18 protein-coding genes and 1 tRNA gene are annotated in these 17,545 nt (G+C 65.3%); 11 read left to right on the top strand and 8 right to left on the bottom strand.

Going from position 1 to position 17,545, the window contains the following annotated elements; all coding sequences use genetic code 11:
• Window position 1 precedes the first annotated feature (1 nt).
• A complete protein-coding gene (locus tag CFB24_RS07645; protein ID WP_088519968.1) occupies window positions 2–1,060 on the top strand; it encodes a DMT family transporter in 1,059 nt (352 codons plus the stop codon).
• Here CFB24_RS07645 and CFB24_RS07640 read toward each other — a convergent pair.
• The 4 genes from CFB24_RS07640 to chpT all read right to left on the bottom strand — a co-directional run bounded on the left by CFB24_RS07640 (window position 1,057) and on the right by chpT (window position 3,322).
• Window positions 1,057–1,959, bottom strand: a complete 903-nt coding sequence (locus CFB24_RS07640; protein WP_088519967.1) for a 1,4-dihydroxy-2-naphthoate polyprenyltransferase — start codon at window positions 1,957–1,959, stop codon at window positions 1,057–1,059. The two genes, CFB24_RS07645 and CFB24_RS07640, sit on opposite strands and share 4 nt — an antisense overlap.
• Before the next feature lie 25 nt (window positions 1,960–1,984).
• A complete protein-coding gene (locus CFB24_RS07635) occupies window positions 1,985–2,422 on the bottom strand; it encodes a type II toxin-antitoxin system RatA family toxin (RefSeq protein ID WP_088519966.1) in 438 nt (145 codons plus the stop codon).
• 46 nt (window positions 2,423–2,468) lie between these two features.
• Window positions 2,469–2,558, bottom strand: a tRNA-Ser gene (locus tag CFB24_RS07630).
• An 86-nt stretch (window positions 2,559–2,644) separates the two neighbouring features.
• Entirely contained in the window at window positions 2,645–3,322 is a 678-nt protein-coding gene (chpT, locus tag CFB24_RS07625) for a histidine phosphotransferase ChpT (RefSeq protein WP_088519965.1), read from the bottom strand.
• Window positions 3,323–3,455: 133 nt separating this feature from the next.
• Here chpT and CFB24_RS07620 point away from each other — a divergent pair, with 133 nt between their 5' ends.
• On the top strand, window positions 3,456–4,046 hold the full coding sequence (locus tag CFB24_RS07620) for a DUF1134 domain-containing protein (RefSeq protein WP_244593066.1): 591 nt from the start codon (window positions 3,456–3,458) through the stop codon (window positions 4,044–4,046).
• A 102-nt stretch (window positions 4,047–4,148) separates the two neighbouring features.
• Complete coding sequence (locus CFB24_RS07615; RefSeq protein ID WP_088519964.1) at window positions 4,149–4,943, top strand: coiled-coil domain-containing protein; 795 nt, start codon at window positions 4,149–4,151, stop codon at window positions 4,941–4,943.
• Window positions 4,944–4,989: 46 nt separating this feature from the next.
• Here the strand turns inward: CFB24_RS07615 and CFB24_RS07610 are convergent, their stop codons facing one another.
• Window positions 4,990–5,268, bottom strand: a complete 279-nt coding sequence (locus tag CFB24_RS07610) for a hypothetical protein (protein WP_244593067.1) — start codon at window positions 5,266–5,268, stop codon at window positions 4,990–4,992.
• Between the two features lie 190 nt (window positions 5,269–5,458).
• Here CFB24_RS07610 and CFB24_RS07605 point away from each other — a divergent pair, with 190 nt between their 5' ends.
• From CFB24_RS07605 to CFB24_RS07585, 5 genes are all read left to right on the top strand, one after another.
• On the top strand, window positions 5,459–6,343 hold the full coding sequence (locus CFB24_RS07605; RefSeq protein ID WP_244593068.1) for a class I SAM-dependent DNA methyltransferase: 885 nt from the start codon (window positions 5,459–5,461) through the stop codon (window positions 6,341–6,343).
• 83 nt (window positions 6,344–6,426) lie between these two features.
• Window positions 6,427–7,158, top strand: coding sequence for a CoA transferase subunit A (locus CFB24_RS07600; RefSeq protein ID WP_088519962.1), 732 nt, complete (start codon window positions 6,427–6,429; stop codon window positions 7,156–7,158).
• On the top strand, window positions 7,158–7,799 hold the full coding sequence (locus CFB24_RS07595; protein ID WP_088519961.1) for a CoA transferase subunit B: 642 nt from the start codon (window positions 7,158–7,160) through the stop codon (window positions 7,797–7,799). The genes CFB24_RS07600 and CFB24_RS07595 overlap by 1 nt, the downstream gene beginning before the upstream one ends.
• A gap of 61 nt (window positions 7,800–7,860) precedes the next feature.
• Complete coding sequence (locus CFB24_RS07590; protein WP_088519960.1) at window positions 7,861–8,490, top strand: hypothetical protein; 630 nt, start codon at window positions 7,861–7,863, stop codon at window positions 8,488–8,490.
• Between the two features lie 90 nt (window positions 8,491–8,580).
• On the top strand, window positions 8,581–9,876 hold the full coding sequence (locus tag CFB24_RS07585) for an O-acetylhomoserine aminocarboxypropyltransferase/cysteine synthase family protein (RefSeq protein ID WP_088519959.1): 1,296 nt from the start codon (window positions 8,581–8,583) through the stop codon (window positions 9,874–9,876).
• A 195-nt stretch (window positions 9,877–10,071) separates the two neighbouring features.
• Here CFB24_RS07585 and CFB24_RS07580 read toward each other — a convergent pair whose 3' ends face one another.
• Complete coding sequence (locus CFB24_RS07580; protein ID WP_088520130.1) at window positions 10,072–10,545, bottom strand: Lrp/AsnC family transcriptional regulator; 474 nt, start codon at window positions 10,543–10,545, stop codon at window positions 10,072–10,074.
• 288 nt (window positions 10,546–10,833) lie between these two features.
• On the opposite strand from CFB24_RS07580, the gene CFB24_RS07575 reads away from it, so the two are divergent.
• From CFB24_RS07575 to panB, 3 genes are read left to right on the top strand one after another with little or no spacing between them, the layout of a single operon-like run.
• Window positions 10,834–11,445, top strand: coding sequence for a LysE family translocator (locus CFB24_RS07575; protein WP_088519958.1), 612 nt, complete (start codon window positions 10,834–10,836; stop codon window positions 11,443–11,445).
• Window positions 11,446–11,461: 16 nt separating this feature from the next.
• Window positions 11,462–11,905, top strand: a complete 444-nt coding sequence (locus tag CFB24_RS07570; protein ID WP_088519957.1) for a PaaI family thioesterase — start codon at window positions 11,462–11,464, stop codon at window positions 11,903–11,905.
• A 2-nt stretch (window positions 11,906–11,907) separates the two neighbouring features.
• Window positions 11,908–12,735, top strand: a complete 828-nt coding sequence (panB, locus tag CFB24_RS07565; protein ID WP_088519956.1) for a 3-methyl-2-oxobutanoate hydroxymethyltransferase — start codon at window positions 11,908–11,910, stop codon at window positions 12,733–12,735.
• A gap of 445 nt (window positions 12,736–13,180) precedes the next feature.
• Here panB and CFB24_RS07560 read toward each other — a convergent pair whose 3' ends face one another.
• A complete protein-coding gene (locus CFB24_RS07560; RefSeq protein WP_088519955.1) occupies window positions 13,181–14,365 on the bottom strand; it encodes an efflux RND transporter periplasmic adaptor subunit in 1,185 nt (394 codons plus the stop codon).
• Window positions 14,362–17,508, bottom strand: coding sequence for an efflux RND transporter permease subunit (locus CFB24_RS07555; protein ID WP_088519954.1), 3,147 nt, complete (start codon window positions 17,506–17,508; stop codon window positions 14,362–14,364). Before CFB24_RS07555 ends, CFB24_RS07560 begins: the two co-directional genes overlap by 4 nt.
• Between the last annotated feature and the right edge of the window lie 37 nt (window positions 17,509–17,545).

Below are 17,545 nucleotides of genomic sequence, written 5' to 3'. Positions count from 1 at the left end.
CATGAAAGTCTCGTCGCATCTCTGGCCCGGCGTCCCCTTGGCGCTCGGCTCCGCCGCGCTGTTCGGCGCGCTCGCCCCGCTGTGCAAGCTGCTGCTCGACCGGTTCGAGCCGCAAATGCTGGCCGGCGCGCTCTATCTCGGCGCGGGAATTGGGCTTGGGCTGATCGCGCTGGCGCGGCGCGTGGCGGGCGCCCCGGCGGCGGAGGCTCCGTTGCGGCGCGGCGACGCGCCCTGGCTCGCCGCCATCGTCCTGTTCGGCGGCGTGCTCGGGCCGCTGGCGCTCATGCTGGGGCTGAACGCGACCGACGCCGCCAACGCCGCGCTGCTGCTCAATCTGGAGGGGCTGGCGACCATGGCGATCGCCTGGCTGGTCTTCCGCGAGAATGTGGATCGCCGCCTGCTGTTGGGCGCGGCGGCGATCCTGCTCGGCGCCGTCGCGCTGTCGTGGCAGGGGCGGGGCGTTTCGCTCGACACGGGCGCGGTTCTCGTGGCCGTCGCCTGCCTGTGCTGGGGCGTGGACAATAATCTGACGCGCAAATTGTCCTCGGCCGATCCAGCGACGCTCGCCATGATCAAGGGATTTTTCGCCGGCGGGGTCAATCTCGCCGCCGCGCTCCTTCTTGGCGCGCGCCTGCCGGGCGCCGCCGATCTGGCGGCGGCGGCGGTTTTGGGCTTCGTCTGCGTCGGCGCCAGTCTCGTCCTGTTCATCCGGGCGCTGCGGCATTTGGGAACGGCGCGCACGGGCGCCTATTTCTCGCTCGCGCCCTTCATCGGCGCAGCGACGGCGCTGGCGGCGTTCAACGAGGCGCCGTCGCTCCAGCTGCTGGTCGCAGGCGGCCTGATGGGCGTCGGCGTCTGGCTGCACCTGTCGGAACGGCACGAGCATGTTCACGAACACGCGCCGCTGGAGCACGAACACAGCCACGTTCACGACGCGCATCACCAGCACGCGCATGAGCACGGCGGCGACGGCGAACCGCACTCACATTGGCACAGCCACGCAAGTCTCGTGCATTCGCATCCGCATTACCCCGACCTGCATCACCGCCATCGCCATTAAAAAACGGCGCCGAGGCACAGCAGCACGGAAAACAGCGCCTGGGTCTGCGCCGTCTGCGCCAGCAGCCCGTTGAGGCCGGGACCGGGGCGTTCGACGAACAGGCGGCGCGCCTGCATCGCCGCCAGCGGCAGCGCGCCGAGCGCCACGACCATGTGATTGGGCGGCGCGGCGCCCGCCAGCGGCGCCAGCAGCGCGAAGGGCGCCAGCATCATGGCGGCGAACAGCCAGCGCGCCCGCGCCGGGCCGGCGACGATCGCCAGCGTGCGGCGCCCGACCCGCGCATCCGCCGCCGCGTCGCGGAAATTGTTGACCATCAGCACGCCCGCGGCGAACAGGCCGACCGCGCAGCCGGCGAGGACCGGCGCGAGCGCCAGCTCCCCGGCGCACAGCCAATAGGTTCCGCACACCGCCGCCAGGCCGAAAAAGGCGATGACGAAGATTTCGCCGAACGGCGAATAGGAAATCGGCCAGGGGCCGCCCGTATACGCCCAGCCGGACACGATCGAGGCGAGGCCGAGCAGCAGGATCGGCCAGCCGCCCACGGCGATCAGATAGACGCCGCCGCACGCGGCCAGGGCGAAGGCGCCGACGGCGGCGCGCTTGATCGCCGCCGGCTCCAGCAGGCCGCTGGCGGCGGCGCGCACGGGGCCGAGGCGATCAGGCCCATCGCCGCCGCGCTCGAAATCCTTGGCGTCGTTGAACAGGTTTGTGGCGATCTGGATGCAACCGGCCGACAGCATGGCGACCAGCGTCGCGGCCAGATGGGTCTTGCCGGCGACCAGCCAGGCCAGCGCCGCGCCCACCAGAACGGGGGCGAGCGCCATGGTCAGCGTGCGCGGGCGCATGGCGCCGATCCAGGTTGAAAAAAGCGGCGCGGTTTCGGAATTGGTGATCGTCATGGCGGCACTCTATCCTGAGCTTGGGTCAGGGGCCAAACAGCTTTTCGGCGCGCCGCTGGAAGGCGGCGAGAACCTTGGTTTCGACCTCGGCGGCCGCCAGCGAGGCCACAAGGTTCAACATGGGCGACCGGAAATCCAGCACCGCCTCGCACACCAGCCGGCAACCGTCCTGTTCCCGCGCGAACCGGAACGTCATCGAGAAGCGCCGCCACGGCCCGTCCTGCGAGACGATGGCCAGTTCGCGCGGCGGCTTCAATTCGGCGCGGGTTTTGAAGGGGTGGCGCAACGGCCCGAAGCCGAAGACATTTTCGACCTGCAGCGCATCGCCCTCGCGCGCGAGGATTCGCGCGCTGCGGCAGCCCGGCACGAACAGCGGATAGGATTCGATGTCGGCGGCGAGGGCGAACAGGTTTTCGGGAGAATAGCGCGGATAGAAACGCGACAACCGGCGCGTCACGGCCATCGGGCGGGACTCGCGGGGCGCAAAGATGATGGGGGACGGTTGGCTATGGCGGAGGGAGCGGGATTCGAACCCGCGATACGGTTTCCCGTATACACACTTTCCAGGCGTGCGCCTTCAACCACTCGGCCACCCCTCCTGACGCCGCGCTTGTTTGCGGAGTCGGCGCCTTTATAGCGGCATCGCGCGCCAGCGCAAGGGCGCGGCCGCGCAAAATCTTGCAAATCAGGCCGGGACCGCTTCCGACGCCGCCGCCGCCTTCGGCTCGGCCTTCAGATGAACCTCCTCCGGCGTCGCATTCACCTCCACCGCCATGCCGCAGTCGCGCGCCACAAGGCCGGTGAAATAGGGCTGGATGCCGTGGGCGTCGACCGCGCCGCTTTCCGAAACCCCGTCGAGCAGGCCCGAGACGTGATTCGCCAGCTTGAGATTCGGGCCTTTCACCGCCACCGACAGCCTGATCTCGTCGCCCTCGCCTTCGATCTTCACATTCATCACCCCGCCGCGCGGGATGCAGGCGCTGGCGATCAGGCACAGGTTGAGCAGCAGCTTCACCTTGTTCTTGGCGACGAAGGCGCGCGGGCCTTCCCAGTTCAGCGTGGTGCGCTCGTCGGCGCCGAACAGGCCGCGCGCCACTTTTTCCGCATCGCCCGTGTCGATGGAGGCGCCCGCCGAGCCCGCCGCGCCAAACGCCAGACGGCAGAATTGCAGCCGCGCCGACGCCGATTTGGCGCTCTTGCGAATCAGGTCCAGCGCGAATTCGCGCATGCCCTCGTCCTTGTCCTCCTCCAGCACCTCCAACCCGTTGACGATGGCGCCGACGGGGCTGATCACGTCATGGCAGACGCGCGAACACAGCAGGGCGGCCAGGTCGAGCGGTTCCAGAGAAAGCGGGGTGGTCATGGGGCTTTTCCATTCTTGAACATTGCGGCGGACTATGGGGGCAATTGGTTAGCGACGGGTTATAACAGATCGTTAAGCAATCGTTCACTTGCCGCAGAGATACTCTTGCGCCATCGAGCGGGATGAGGCCCTGATGATGCGACCTTACACGATTTCCCGACGCGACGCCCTGCGCGGTCTGACCGGCGTCGCCCTGACGCCGGCGTCGGCTCTGGCCGGTCAGGCCGCCCCGCAGGACCGCAGCGTCTATTCGGACAATGAGCTGGTCGACAACGGCCACCGCTTCTTCGGCAGCCTTTCGCGCGGGCTCGCCGAGGCGATCCAGTCCGCCACCAGGCGCTGGGGCCACCCCAACGCCTATATTCTCGGGCAGGAGGCGGGCGGCGCTTTCGTCGGCGGCCTGCGCTATGGCGAAGGCGCGATGCACACCCGCAACGCCGGTTCGCAGCGCATCTACTGGCAGGGGCCTTCGCTCGGCTTCGACGCCGGCGCCGACGGCGACCGCACCATGATGCTGGTCTATAACCTGCCCGCGACCGACGCGATTTACGAGCGTTTCGTCGGCATCGACGGCTCGGCCTATCTGGTCGGCGGCTTCGGCGTCACCGCGCTCGGGGCCAATGGCGTGACGGTGGTGCCGATCCGCACCGGCGTCGGCGCGCGGCTGGGCGTCAATCTCGGCTATCTCAAATTCACGCGCGATTCGACTTGGAATCCCTTCTGATCTTGTTCTAATGCAGGGCGAGTCCATTCCGGGCTCCCCGGCGTTTTCACGCGAGGCGCTGCCGATTCGCGCGCGAACGACGCATCCAGACAGGATTCTTCCTTGGTCGAGCAACTCGTCGCCTTCGCCCTGGGCTTTTCCATTTGCGGCCTGATCGGGCTCGCGTTCCTGCCGCTGGTCTCCGCCCGCGCGCGGCGTTTGACCCTCAAGAGCATTGAAGAACGCCTGCCCATGACGTTCGACGAGATCGAGGCGGACCGCGACCTTTTGCGCGCCCGGTTCGCTGTGGAGAAGCGCGATCTGGAAATCGCGGTCGAGCGCGAGCGCCGGTCGCGCGCCGGCGAGGCCGCCGAACTCGGCCGCCGCACCGCCGCGCTGGTTCAGGCAGAAGAAAGAATCCGCGCCGCCGAGACCGAACTGGCGGCGCGCGACGCGCTGCTCACGCAAGCCTTGCAGCACGGCGAATCGTTGCGGACGGAACTGGCGGAAACCGGGGCGCGACTGGCGACTCGCGAGCAGGAACTGATGGCGAAGACCGGACAGATCGACACTTTGACCGAAGCACATCGCGCGCTAAAAGCCGAACTGGAGAGTTTTCGCGCGCAATTGCAGCAGGCGGAAGCGCGCAACCACGCCTTCGACGCCCGGCGCGAGCGGCTGATCGCCAAGATCAAGGCGGAGGGCAAGCGCGTGGAGCAGGCCGAAGCTGAGATCAAGGCGTTGCGCGATTTGTCCGATCAACCCGGCGGCGTGGCCATCGCCGAATTGCGCAGCGCCATTCTCGACCTCGGACGACAGGTCGTGGCGCAAGATCAAGCGCGTCAGGATCAGGCGGTTCAAGATCAACAGGCTCAAGACCAGGTTGACCCGAATCAGGCCTGCCCCACCCAGCCGTGAGCGGACGCGCCCGTTTTTCTTTTCGCGCGCGTCCCTTGACGGATTGTTAGCGGCAGACGCGCACGCGGCGGCGGCCGACGAACTCGCCGTCCTCGTCATAGATCGGGCGGCGCTCCATCCAGCAGGTCGGGCCGTCGTCGTAATAGACCGGGCCGCGATCGGCGTTGGCGGCGGCGGCGCCGAGCATGGCGCCGCCCAGAATGCCCGCGGCGATGCCCGCGCCGACGGCGGCGCCGTCATGAGCGGAAGCCGGCGCGCACAGGCTGGCGGCCAGCGTGACGGCGGTCAAGCCGGCGAGCGCGGCTTTCTTGATGGAAACTGACATGGCGTCCTCCGTGAAATCCTGTTCCAAATGGGCGCGCGCGGCGCCCGAAGTTCGGTGGCCCAAAAGCGAAAACCGCATTGAAGTTTAGTGTAGTCGTCGCATATGAACCAGAGTTGAATGAACTGGGCGTAAAATACGGCGAAATTTCAGTCGGAACAATGGCGTGATTTCAATTGGTTCTTCCGGAGACTTGTCGGCCGACCGACGTTACGAATGGGGCCGGGGCGCGCTGGCGGCCGGCGATGCGGAAGGGGCGCGCGATTTGTTCGCGCAGGCGCTCGATTGCGCGCCCGACTGGCCGGCGGCCTGGTTCGGGCTGGCGCAGGCGCTGGAGCGGTTGCAGCGCGGCGAGGAGGCGCGGCAGGCTTACGCCAAAACCCTGGCGCTCGATCCCGACGACGCGCAGGGCGCGGCGCTGGCCCTGGCGCGGCTGGGCGCGCCGCCGCCCGCCGCCGCGCCGCGCGCCTATGTCCAAACCCTGTTCGATCAATATGCGGCGCGGTTCGACACGCATCTCGTGCAAAAACTGGCCTATCGCGGCCCCGAGATTCTCTGCGACGCGCTGGCGCGGGTCGAGGCCGACAGGCGATTCGGCCATGTGCTCGATCTCGGCTGCGGCGCCGGCCTGTTCGCCGCCGCCATTTCCGCACGCGCCGACGCGATCACGGGCGTCGATCTTTCGCCGGCCATGATCGAGCAGGCGCGGGCCAAGCGGCTGTATGCCCGGCTGGCCGCGGCGGAGCTGACCGAGTTTCTGGCGGGCGAGCCGGCGGACAGCGCCGACCTCGCCGCCGCCGCCGACGTCTTCGTCTATATGGGCGATCTCGCGCCCGTGTTCGCACAGGTCGCGCGGGTGCTGCGCGCGAACAGCCTGTTCGCCTTCACCTGCCAGAGCGGGCCGGCGCAAGGGTTCATCGTCGGCGAGGATCTGCGGTTTTCCCACAGCGACAATTACTTGCGCGAAACGGCCCGCGCCCATGGCTTCGTCGTGGCCGAACTCGCCGCCGCCTCGACGCGGCGGGATCGCGGCGTTGACGTTCCCGGCTGGGCGGCGGTGCTGCGCAAGGCCGGCTGACGCGGCAAAAAGGCGGACTGGACCGGCGTCGGGCCGCGCCCTATTGTCGCAGTCGCAGCCTATTCCAGCAGCGAGCTTCGCGCATGAAAAAAGTTTATCCCGACGCCGGGACCGCCATGGCCGGACTGGTCAAGGACGGCATGACGCTCATGGCCGGGGGCTTCGGCCTCTGCGGCATTCCCGAAGCGCTGATCGAGGCGGTGAGGGCCTCTGGCGCGAAAAACCTCACCTTCATTTCCAACAACGCCGGGGTGGACGGCATCGGCCTGGGCGTCCTGCTGGAGACGCGGCAGGTGAAGAAGATGATCTCGTCCTATGTCGGCGAGAACAAGCTTTTCGCGCAACAGTACTTGGGGGGAGAGCTGGAGATCGAGTTCAACCCGCAGGGCACTCTGGCCGAGCGCATCCGCGCCGGCGGCGCCGGAATCCCCGCCTTCTACACCAAGACCGGCTTTGGCACGCTGGTGGCCGAGGGCAAGGAAACCCGCGTGTTCCACGGCGAAAACTATGTAATGGAGACCGGCCTTGTCGCTGATGTGTCCATCGTCCACGCCTGGATGGGCGACACCGAGGGCAATCTGGTGTTCCGCAAGACCGCGCGCAATTTCAACCCGATGATGGCCACCGCCGGCAAGATCACCGTGGCCGAGGTCGAGCATCTCGTGCCGGCCGGCCAGATCAACCCCGATCATATCCACACGTCCGGCATTTACGTGCAGCGCATCGTCCATGTGCCGGACGCCGCCAAGCATATCGAGCAGCGCACCACCCGCAAGCACACCAGCGCGCCCGCCGCGACCGGAGGAGAAGTCTAATGGCTTGGACCCGCGACCAGATGGCGGCGCGCGCCGCCAAGGAGCTGAGAGACGGTTATTACGTCAATCTCGGCATTGGCATTCCCACGCTCGTCTCGAATTATATTCCCGAGGGCGTGCATGTGCAGTTGCAGAGCGAAAACGGCATGTTGGGCATGGGCCCCTTCCCCTATGAGGGCGAGGAGGACGCGGATCTGATCAACGCCGGCAAGCAGACCATCACCGAACTGCCGACCACCAGCTATTTTTCCTCCGCCGATTCGTTTGCGATGATTCGCGGCGGCCATATCGATCTGTCGATCCTCGGCGCCATGCAGGTGGCGGAGAACGGGGATCTGGCCAACTGGATGATTCCCGGCAAAATGGTGAAGGGCATGGGCGGCGCCATGGATTTGGTCGCCGGCGTGAAGAAAGTCGTGGTGGTGATGGAGCATGTCGCCAAGGACGGCCCCAAATTCCTGAAAACATGCAGCCTGCCGCTGACGGGCTCGCGCGTGGTCGATCTGCTGATCACCGATCTCGGCGTGTTCGCGCTCGACAAGCATGGCGACGGCGGGGTCAAGCTGATCGAACTGGCCGATGGCGTGACCGTCGAGGAGATCAAGGCCAAGACCGAAGCGGACTTTTCCGTCGCTTTGTGATCTTTTGGCGAGGACCGGGCGGCGCTGAACGGGCGCCGTCCGGAGCGCCGAAAGGAAAACTATGCGCCTGTTCTGGCTGATCTTCGCCGCCTGCGCCTGCGCGCCGGCGCACGCCGAACCCCTCTGGCCCAACAGCGCCGTCAATCGCTGGCAGGCCGAGGCGCTGGCGCAGGGGCTTAACGCCGAAATCCTCGCCGCGCGCAGCGCCACCGCCGTGCTGGAAAACTGGTGCGGCGTCCACCGCCTCGCCTCCGAAGCCCGGATCGTCGCCGAACAGGTCGCCGCCGCCCCGGCCAAGGCGCCGACCGCCGAACAGCGCCAGCGCCTCGGCGTCGGGCCGGACGAGCCGGTCAAATACCGGCGCGTCCGCCTGCGCTGCGGCGCGCATGTGCTGTCGGAAGCCGACAATTTCTACGTGCCCGCCCGGCTCACGCCCGAGATGAACCGGATTCTGGAAACCACCGACGCGCCGTTCGGCAAAGTGGTCAAACCGCTGGAGCCGTATCGCCGCACGTTTTTCGCGCAAACCCTGTGGTCGCCGGTCCAGACGCCGGGCGAGGCGCCGACCCTGACGATCCCCGTCAACCTGTTCGAGCATCGCGCTGTGCTGTATTCGCGGGATAATCTGCCATTTTCGGAGGTGGATGAGGTCTATCAGCGCGACCTCCTCGACTTTCCGCCGCAGCCTTGACCGCTCACGAGAAAAAATAGTCTATCAAAATGGTATAATTATGCGCTATGAAGGAGGCGCGCCGAAACGCCGAACCCCAAGAGGACCAAAATGGCGGTGAACAGCAAGAAACCCGAAACCCTCGTTCTTCATGCCGGGTGGCGCGCCGATCCGGCCACCGGTTCGGTGGCGCCGCCGATCTTCCAGACCACCAGCTACCAGTTCCGCGACACCGAGCACGCCGCCAATCTGTTCGGGCTGAAGGAGCTGGGCAATATCTACACCCGCCTCGGCAACCCCACGACCGACATTCTGGAGCAGCGGCTCGCCGCGCTCGAAGGCGGCGTGGCGGCGCTGGTGGTGGCTTCTGGCCAGGCGGCTTCCGCCTTCTCGGTGCAGAATCTCGCCAAGGCCGGCGATAACGTCGTGTCCTCGACCGACCTTTATGGCGGCACCTGGAACCTGTTCGCCAATACGCTGAAGGATCAGGGCATCGAGGTCCGCTTCGTCGATCCGACCGATCCCGAAAATTTCCGCCGCGCCACCGATGACCGGACCCGCGCCTATTATGCGGAAACCCTGCCCAATCCCAAGCTCGCGGTGTTCCCGATCGCGGAAGTCGCGGCGATCGGCCGCGAATTCGGCATTCCCCTGATCATGGACAATACGGCGGCGCCGATCCTGTGCCGTCCGCTGGAGCATGGCGCGGCGATTGTCGTTTACTCCACCACGAAATTCATCGGCGGCCATGGCGCGGCCATCGGCGGCGCGCTGGTCGACGGCGGCAATTTCGACTGGGAGAAATGGGCCGAGCGCCAGCCGGCGCTCAACACGCCCGATCCGTCCTATCACGGCGCGGTGTGGACGCAGGCGGTCAAGCCGATCGGCCCGGTGGCTTATATCATCAAGGCGCGCACGACTTTGCTGCGCGATCTCGGCGCCGCCGCCTCGCCGTTCAATTCGTTCCTGACGCTGCAAGGGCTTGAAACGCTGCCGCTGCGCATGGAGCGGCATTGTTCGAACGCCAATGCGGTGGCCGCGTGGCTGTCACAGCGGCCGGAGATCACCAAGGTGATCCACCCGTCGGTGCAAACCGGCGAGGCCCGCGCCCGCGCCGACAAATATTTGCGCGGCGGCTATGGCGCTTTGCTTGGGTTTGAGCTGGCCAAGGGCGCCGAGGCCGGGCGCAAATTCATCGATGCGCTCAAATTATTCTATCACGTCGCCAATATTGGCGACGCCCGCAGCCTCGCCATCCATCCGGCCTCGACGACCCATTCGCAGCTCGACGAAGCCGCGCAGCTCGCCACCGGCGTGTCGCCGGGCTATGTCCGGCTGTCGGTCGGGCTGGAGCATATCGACGACATTTTGGCCGATCTGGAGCAGGCGTTGAACGCGGCTAGGTGAGTTTTGTCAGGCGGGCGGCGGTTGGTTTCAAGCGCCGCCCGCAGGCCGGGCGTCGAGGATGTCCGGCGTCGGCTCGAAGCGGTCCTGCGACATGGGGGGGGCGGTTGGCGTCAATCTTGTAACAAGCGGACGATCAACGAGACACCAATTGTGGCGCCGTTGGCTACGGCGGCAATCCGGCCAAGGATTGCAGCTTCAACGGCCATCGGGCGCCAACGGCACCTCCCAGGACTGTTTGACCATCTGCATGGGTATGTCGGTCTTGATGCTTTGCACGCCTTTGATGCGCGCCAGACGTTCGCCTTGGAAGCGCCTGTATCCGACAAGGTCTTCGGCGACGATACGAAGCAAGAAATCGCAGTCGCCCGCCATGAGATGGCACTCGACCACCTGAGAAAGTTTGCCGATCTCCTCGATGAAGTGATTGACCTGATCTTCTCCTTGCCCGGTCAGGTAGACGCGCGCGAACACGGTTAGGCCCATTCCGACCAGACCGGGGTCAAGAATCGCCGCATATCGCGCGATCACGCCCTTGTCCTCAAGCACCCGCACTCTGCGCAAGCATGGCGACGGCGAAAGGCCGACCAACGCCGCAAGTTCGTTGTTGGGAATGCGGCCTTGCCGTTGCAACACGCGGAGAATTTTCTTGTCGATCGCGTCGAGAATCATCAGCAATCCAATGCTGCTCTTTGGATATTTCAGGGCGTGTTATGCCAGAAATAATCCATATCGCCCCTCAATTCGCAAGCAACTGCCAGACGGGTCGCGCTAGAAATTGTTTCGTTGATTTGCGGGGCTGTTGAGGCCCGCTCCAGTCACAAAGGGGCATTCGATGCGGCTAGCCGGAGAAATGCGCGAGGCGCCTCCGCCGGCGCGATCGCGCGGGCCAGCGCGCCTTGGCTTTTTCGAAAACAGACCGCAATCCGCCAATTACGCGGCGTCGCAAGCGGGCCGGGCATGACCATCAGCGCACTCGCCTCATTCTGGGCTTTGTCCATGCTCTTCGTCATCATACCGGGAGCGGACTGGGCTTACGCCATCTCCTGTGGAATGCGCCGAGCGGTGATTCCCGCAGTTTCCGGACTGCTTCTGGGGCATTTCGCTGCGACGGTCGTGGTCGCCGCAGGCGTTGGCGCCCTGCTCACCGGCGCGCCCGGAGCCATGAACGTCTTCAGCATCGTTGGCGCCGCATATCTGGCGTGGCTTGGCGGCCAACTGCTCATCGCCCCTCCGACGCCGGGCGCCATAGATGCGCAATGGGCTGTGACGTGGGTGGATTGGGTCGCGAAGGGGTTTTGCGTCAGTGGCTTGAATCCCAAGGTCTTCCTGTTGTTTCTGGCCCTCCTTCCGCAGTTCGCCGAGACGTCCGCGAACTGGCCTGTCCCCGCGCAGATCCTCGCTCTGGGCGCCGTCCACATCATCAACTGTGGTGTGGTCTATCTCCTCGTGGGCTATGGCTCTCAAGCGGTGTTGCGCTCGCGTCCACGGGCGGCCCGTCTCATCGGGCGTCTTTCGGGCGGGGCGATGATTGCAATCGCCATCGTTCTCGTCGCGGAGCGCTTCGCATGAACAGAAGGGCACAACCATGAGCCTCATTTTCGATCCGCAGATCGCCGAACGCGTTCGCGCCAGTTTCGAACGGCAACACGCCATGCGCCTCATTCGCGCCACTTTTCCGGTGGTGGAGCAGGGCCGAACCGAAATTCATTTGCCGCACTGGCAAGGCGTCGAACAGCAACATGGTTTTGTGCATGGCGGCGTTGTCGGCATGATCGCGGATTCCGCCGCAGGCTACGCGGCCATGACGATGGTCCCGGCTACGGACTCCGTCTTGACGGTCGAATTCAAGCTGAACCTGATGGCGCCGGCCGATGGAGAAAAGCTCATCGCCCGTGGTCAGGTCGTCCGCCCCGGCCGCACGCTGATCGTCACCAAGGCGGACGTGTTCGCCATCAAGGATGGCAAGGAAACCCTCTGCGGGCTCATGCAGCAAACAATCATGGTCATGCACGGCAAGGTGGAAAAATAGAAATGGCTGAATATCTGGGCGAACGCGCAGGCGTCGCGCGCAAGGCTGTCACCGCGCCGTCCCTTCTGGCGATGAAACGCGGAGGCGAAAAGATCGCGGTGCTGACCTGCTACGACGCCAGCTTTGCCTCATTGATGGATCGTTGCGGCATCGACGTGTTGCTCGTCGGCGATTCCCTCGGCAACGTTTTGCAAGGACATGCCAGCACCTTGCCCGTCACAATTGCCGATATCGCCTATCACACGGCTTGCGCCGCGCGCGGAAACGAGACGGCCCTGCTGGTCGCGGACATGCCGTTCGGCTCCTACGGCACGCCGGAGTCCGCGTTCGACAATGCGGTGAGATTGATGCGGGCCGGCGCGCAGATGGTCAAACTCGAAGGCGGCGCCTGGCTGGTCGAGACGGTGAAGTTTCTGACCGAGCGCGGCATTCCCGTATTCGCCCATCTCGGCCTGACGCCGCAGGCCGTTCATCAATTGGGCGGTTTCAAGGTGCAGGGAAAAACGCCAGAGAGCGCGGAGCGATTGAAGGCCGACGCCTTGGCGCTTCAGGCGGCGGGCGCAACGCTGCTGCTTCTTGAGGCCATTCCGGCCCCGCTCGGCAAAGAAGTTACGGACAGTCTGGACATTCCGACGATCGGCATTGGCGCCGGCCCGGATTGTTCGGGACAGGTGCTTGTGATGCACGACATGCTGGGCGTCTTTCCCGGAAAAAAGGCTCGCTTTGTCCGCAACTTCATGGAGGGGCGGTCGAGCATCGACGGCGCGATCCGCGCCTACATCGATGCAGTCAAGGCCAAGTCGTTTCCTGCTCCGGAGAACTGTTTCTAATCCGTGCGTCCCAAGACCTTGGACGGCTTGCCGAGACATTTCTGCCCTTCATCGGCAAAACTTGGACTTCCGCAATCCGCCGGGAAGGGCCGTGTGGGAATAATTCGTTATTGGAACATTAGGGGTGGGGTTTTCTGCGAAGAAATTCGACCGTAGGCTGTGACGCGCGCGTTCAAAAACGCCTAAAAACAGTAAAATTCCGCGAATTTCCTGCAAACTCCTGCAAAAAACGTGCGATTTTTGGCTGTGCAATCGACCGGTTGCGTACGAAATCCAGCGCCTTTCGCAGTGGCGGGCAGGTTCGGCGCCCTTGGCGCGGTCGTGCAATTTCCGCTGTAAAACAAGCCGTTATGCGTAGAGCCGCCGTTCGCCTCGTTTCACGTGGAACATAAGACGAACAAGATGTTGCGCTGTCCGCGTTTTCACTTTTAACCGAGCCGCGCCGCTACTGCACGCTGACCTTCTCGCCGTCGGCGATGGAATCCGGCGGATTGATCACAATCCTTTCCTCCGGCGTCAGCCCGCCGGCGATTTCCAGCGTGGCGCCGAGGTCGTTGACGATGTTGATCGGGCGCAGATGCGCCACGCCTTCGGCGTCCACCACCGCTACATTCGGCCCTTCCGAGCGGAACAGCAGCGTGTTGGCGGGGATCGACAGCGGACCCTTGGGCGGCAGCGGCAGCGACACCTGCACATAGGCGCCCGGCGTCAGCGCGCCTTGCGCGTTGGGCAGCGCCAGTTCGATGGTTTGCGAGCGCGTGGCGACATTGATCGCGCCGGCGATGCGGGTGACGTCGGCGGCGAAGGTCTGGCCCGACAATTCCGGCTGCGTCACCTTGACCTTGTCGCCGACCTTGATGCCGCCAGCGTAAGCCTGCGGCGCGTCGATGAACACGCGCAGCGGATCGGGGCGGGCCATCGAGAACAGGGCCGAGCCGGAGCTGCCGGCGGTGATGAGATTGCCGAGATCGACATTGCGCGCGGTGATCACGCCGTCGAACGGCGCCTGCACATGTTTGAAATCGGTGGTTTCCTGCAATTGCCGCAGATAGGCTTCCGCCGAATTCTGCAGCGCCACCGAGGTGTCATACGCGTTCTGCTTGGTGTCGAGATCCTGACGCGCCACCGAATTCTGCGAAAACAGCGTTTTCCAGCGTTTCAGCGCCACTTCGGCCAGGGCGACGTTCGCCTTGGCTTGCTCCAGTTGCGCCTTGGCCTGCGCCACCTGCTGGTCGAGTTCGGGCGTCTCCAGCTCGGCCAAAATCTGGCCTTTGCGTACCTTGGCGCCGATATCCACCGCGAAGGCGCGGACATAGCCGCTGACGCGAGCGTAAATGGCGGTTTCGTTGTCGCCGCGCAGGGTGGCGGGCAGGGTGAGCGCGTTGGCGCTCTTGCTCGGCGTGGGCGCGATGGTTCTCACGAAGATTTTCCGGCCCTGCGCCGATTGTTCCTCCAGCGCCGCATGAGCCGCGCCGCGTCCGAGCAGCACCCTCCCCGCGCCCACCGCGAGGATGACGAGAAACAGCAGGGCGAACGCCTTGGCGGTGCGCGCGACGCCGCCGCGTTTCGGCAGATGTATCTGGCCGTCCGGGCTTTGCAGCCCCATGGATTGATGATTCTTTTTCGTCACGGCGCGGGCGTCCTGCGGCGGAAGGAATGGGCGCCGGCGAACACCAGCGGCACGAAAAGCAAAGTGGAGAAAGTCGCGAAGATCAGCCCGCCGATCACGGCGCGGCCGAGCGGCGCGTTCTGCTCGGCGCCTTCGCCCAGGCCCAGGGCCATGGGAATCATGCCGACGATCATGGCGAAGGCGGTCATCAGCACCGGGCGGATGCGGGTCGCCCCGGCCTCAAGCGCCGCCGACAGCGGCGTCAGCCCCTGCGACAGCCGTTCGCGCGCGAACGACACCAGAAGGATCGAGTTGGCGGTGGCGACGCCGGTGGTCATGATGGCGCCGGTCAGCGCCGGCACCGATAGCGGCGTGCCCGTGATGAACAGCATCCAGCCGATGCCGGCCAGCGCCGCGGGCAGCGCGCTGACGATGATCAGCGGATCGAGCAGCGACTGGAAATTGACGACGATCAGCAGATAGACCAGCACGATGGCGACGAGCACGCCGACGCCCAGGCCGAGATAGGAGCTTTTCATGGTCGGCGCCTGGCCGCGCAGGAACACGTCATAGCCGCGCGGCAGTTTTGCGCGCGCCTGCGCCACGATTTTTTCGACGTCGGAGCTGACGCCGCCGAGGTCGCGGCCCTCGATGCTGACATAAATGTCGATGGCGGGACGCAGATTGTAGCGCGACATCAGCGCCGCCTCGACGCCCGGCTGGATGGTGGCGAGATTGCCCAGCAATTGCGGCGCGACGCCGGCCGACGCCCCCGCCGAAATCGGCGTCGCCAGCAGGTCGTCCACATTGGTCAGCCGATATTGCGGCGTCTGCGCCGTGACATTGTAGGTGATGGCGTTGCGCGGATCGAGCCAGAAGGTCGGCGTGGTCTGGTTGCTGCCCGACAGTGAGATCAGCACGTTCTGGGCGACGCTGTTGGCGTTCAGGCTGACCTGCTGGGCGCGGGTGCGATCCATGGCGATGCGCAGGCTCGGCGCATCCAGCCTTTGCAGGATATGCACGTCCACCGCTCCGGGAATCGCGCGGATCTGCTCGGCGATCTCCGCTGCGTGCGCAAAACTCTGGCGCATGTCGGCGCCGAGGATTTGCACGTCGATGGCGGCCGGCTGGCCGAAATTGAGGATTTGCGACACGATGTCGGCCGGCTGGAAGAAGAATTCCACGCCGGGGAATTTTTCGGGCAGGCTCTTGCGCAAAAGCCGGACATATTCGCCGGAGGGGCGGTGCTCGCTCTTGAGCGCGATCATGATTTCGCCGTCGAGCGTGCCGATGGTTCCGGCGTTGCTGTAGGACAGGTTGATGCCGGAATAGGGCAGTCCGAGATTGTCGAGAATAGAGTCGAGTTCGTTCGCCGGAATTTGCGTGCGGATGAAGGCGTCGACCTCGTCGGCGATGCGCGCCGTCTCCTCGATGCGCGTTCCCGTCGGCGCGCGCATGTGCAGGCGAATGCTCGGCGCGTCCACCGCCGGAAAGAAATCCTGGCCCAGCGTGGCGTAGAGGCTGAGCGAGGCGGTCCAGAACAGGATGAAGCCGCCGCCGATCAGCTTGCGGCGGGTCAGCAGCGTGCTGAGCAGCACGATGTAGAAGCCGCGCACTTTCTCGAAAAAAGCTTCGAATTTCTTTTGCGCCCGCGCGAACAGGTTGCGGCGGCCGGCCTGGGCGGCGGGGGCGCGCAGCAGCAGCAAAGCGAGGGTCGGCACCAGCGTGCGCGACAGCAGATAGGACGCGAGCATGGCGAAGACGACGGCCTCGGCCAGCGGTACGAACAGGAATTTCGACACGCCCGCCAGGAAGAACATCGGCGTGAACACGATGCAGATGCACAGGGTCGAGACCAGCGCCGGCAGGGCGATTTCGCCCGCGCCCTCGTAGATCGACTCGTAAAGTCCGGTCCCCAGATGCATGTGGCGCTCGATGTTCTCGATCGTCACCGTGGCGTCGTCGACGAGAATGCCGACCGCCAGCGCCAGGCCGCCCAGCGTCATGATGTTGATGGTTTCGCCGAGCGCGTCGAGCACCAGCAGCGACGACAGGATCGACAGCGGGATCGAAATGGCGATGATGACGGTGGCGCGCCAGTTGCCGAGGAACAGCAGGATCAGCGCCGCGGTGAGGCCGGCGGCGATCAGCGCCTCCTTCACCACGCCGGAAATGGCCGCGCGCACATAGACCGACTGGTCGAACAGGCTGCGCACGGTGATGTCCGCCGGCAGCAGCTTGGTGGCGCGCTCCAAGGTGGTTTTTAGATTGTCGACGATGCGCAGGGTGGAGGCCGAGCCGGTTTTGAGCACCGACTGCAGCACGCCGCGCACGCCGTCGAGCCGCACCACATTGGTTTGCGGCGAAAAGCCGTCGCGCACATGGGCGACTTCGCGCAGATAGGTGACGGCGCCGCTCACCGTGCGCACCGGCAGATTGTTCAGGCCGTCCACCGTCGTCGGCGAGCCGTTGACGCCGACGATGAATTCCGTCGGCCCCATTTTGGCCGTGCCCGACGGCAGGATCAGGTTCTGCGCGTTGACGGCGTTGACGACGTCGATCGGCGCCAGGCCCTTGGCCAGCAGGGCGGAATTGTCGAGATCGACCGAAATGACGCGCGGCTTGCCGCCGAACGGCCAGGGGCTGGCGACGCCGGGAATGGTGATGATCTGCGGGCGCAGCACGTTGGTGGCGTTGTCGAACACGGCCTGTTCCGGCAGCGTCGCGCTGGACAGGGCGAGTTGCGTCACCGGAATTGCCGAGGCCGAATAGGTCAGGATCAGCGGCGGCGTGGTGCCGGTCGGCAAGGTGCGGACCATCACCGCCTCGCTCGCGGAGGTCTGCGCGATGGCCGAGCCGATATTGGCGCCGGGCTGGAAGAAGATTTTTATGACGGAGACGCCGTTATACGATTGCGACTCGACATGCTCGATGTCGCTCACCGTGGTCGTGAGGATGCGTTCGGCCGGCCCGGTGATCCGGTTGCCCATCTCCTGGGCGGAGAAGCCGGTGTAGTTCCAGATCACGCTGATGACGGGAATGTTTATGTCCGGCAGGATGTCCGTCGCCATCGTCAACAGCATGTAGGGCGTGGCGAGGATAATCGTCAGCGCCATCACAATGAACGTGTAGGGGCGCTGCAGCGCGATTCGGACGATCCACATGGCTGAGGCAAATCCCCGCGCGCCGGCCCGCGTCCGG

This window comes from Rhodoblastus acidophilus (genome assembly GCF_900187365.1).
GTDB classification, from domain to species: domain Bacteria; phylum Pseudomonadota; class Alphaproteobacteria; order Rhizobiales; family Beijerinckiaceae; genus Rhodoblastus; species Rhodoblastus acidophilus.
Note: the sequence above shows the minus strand (reverse complement) of the source record. Positions and strands in the feature narration are given on the sequence as shown.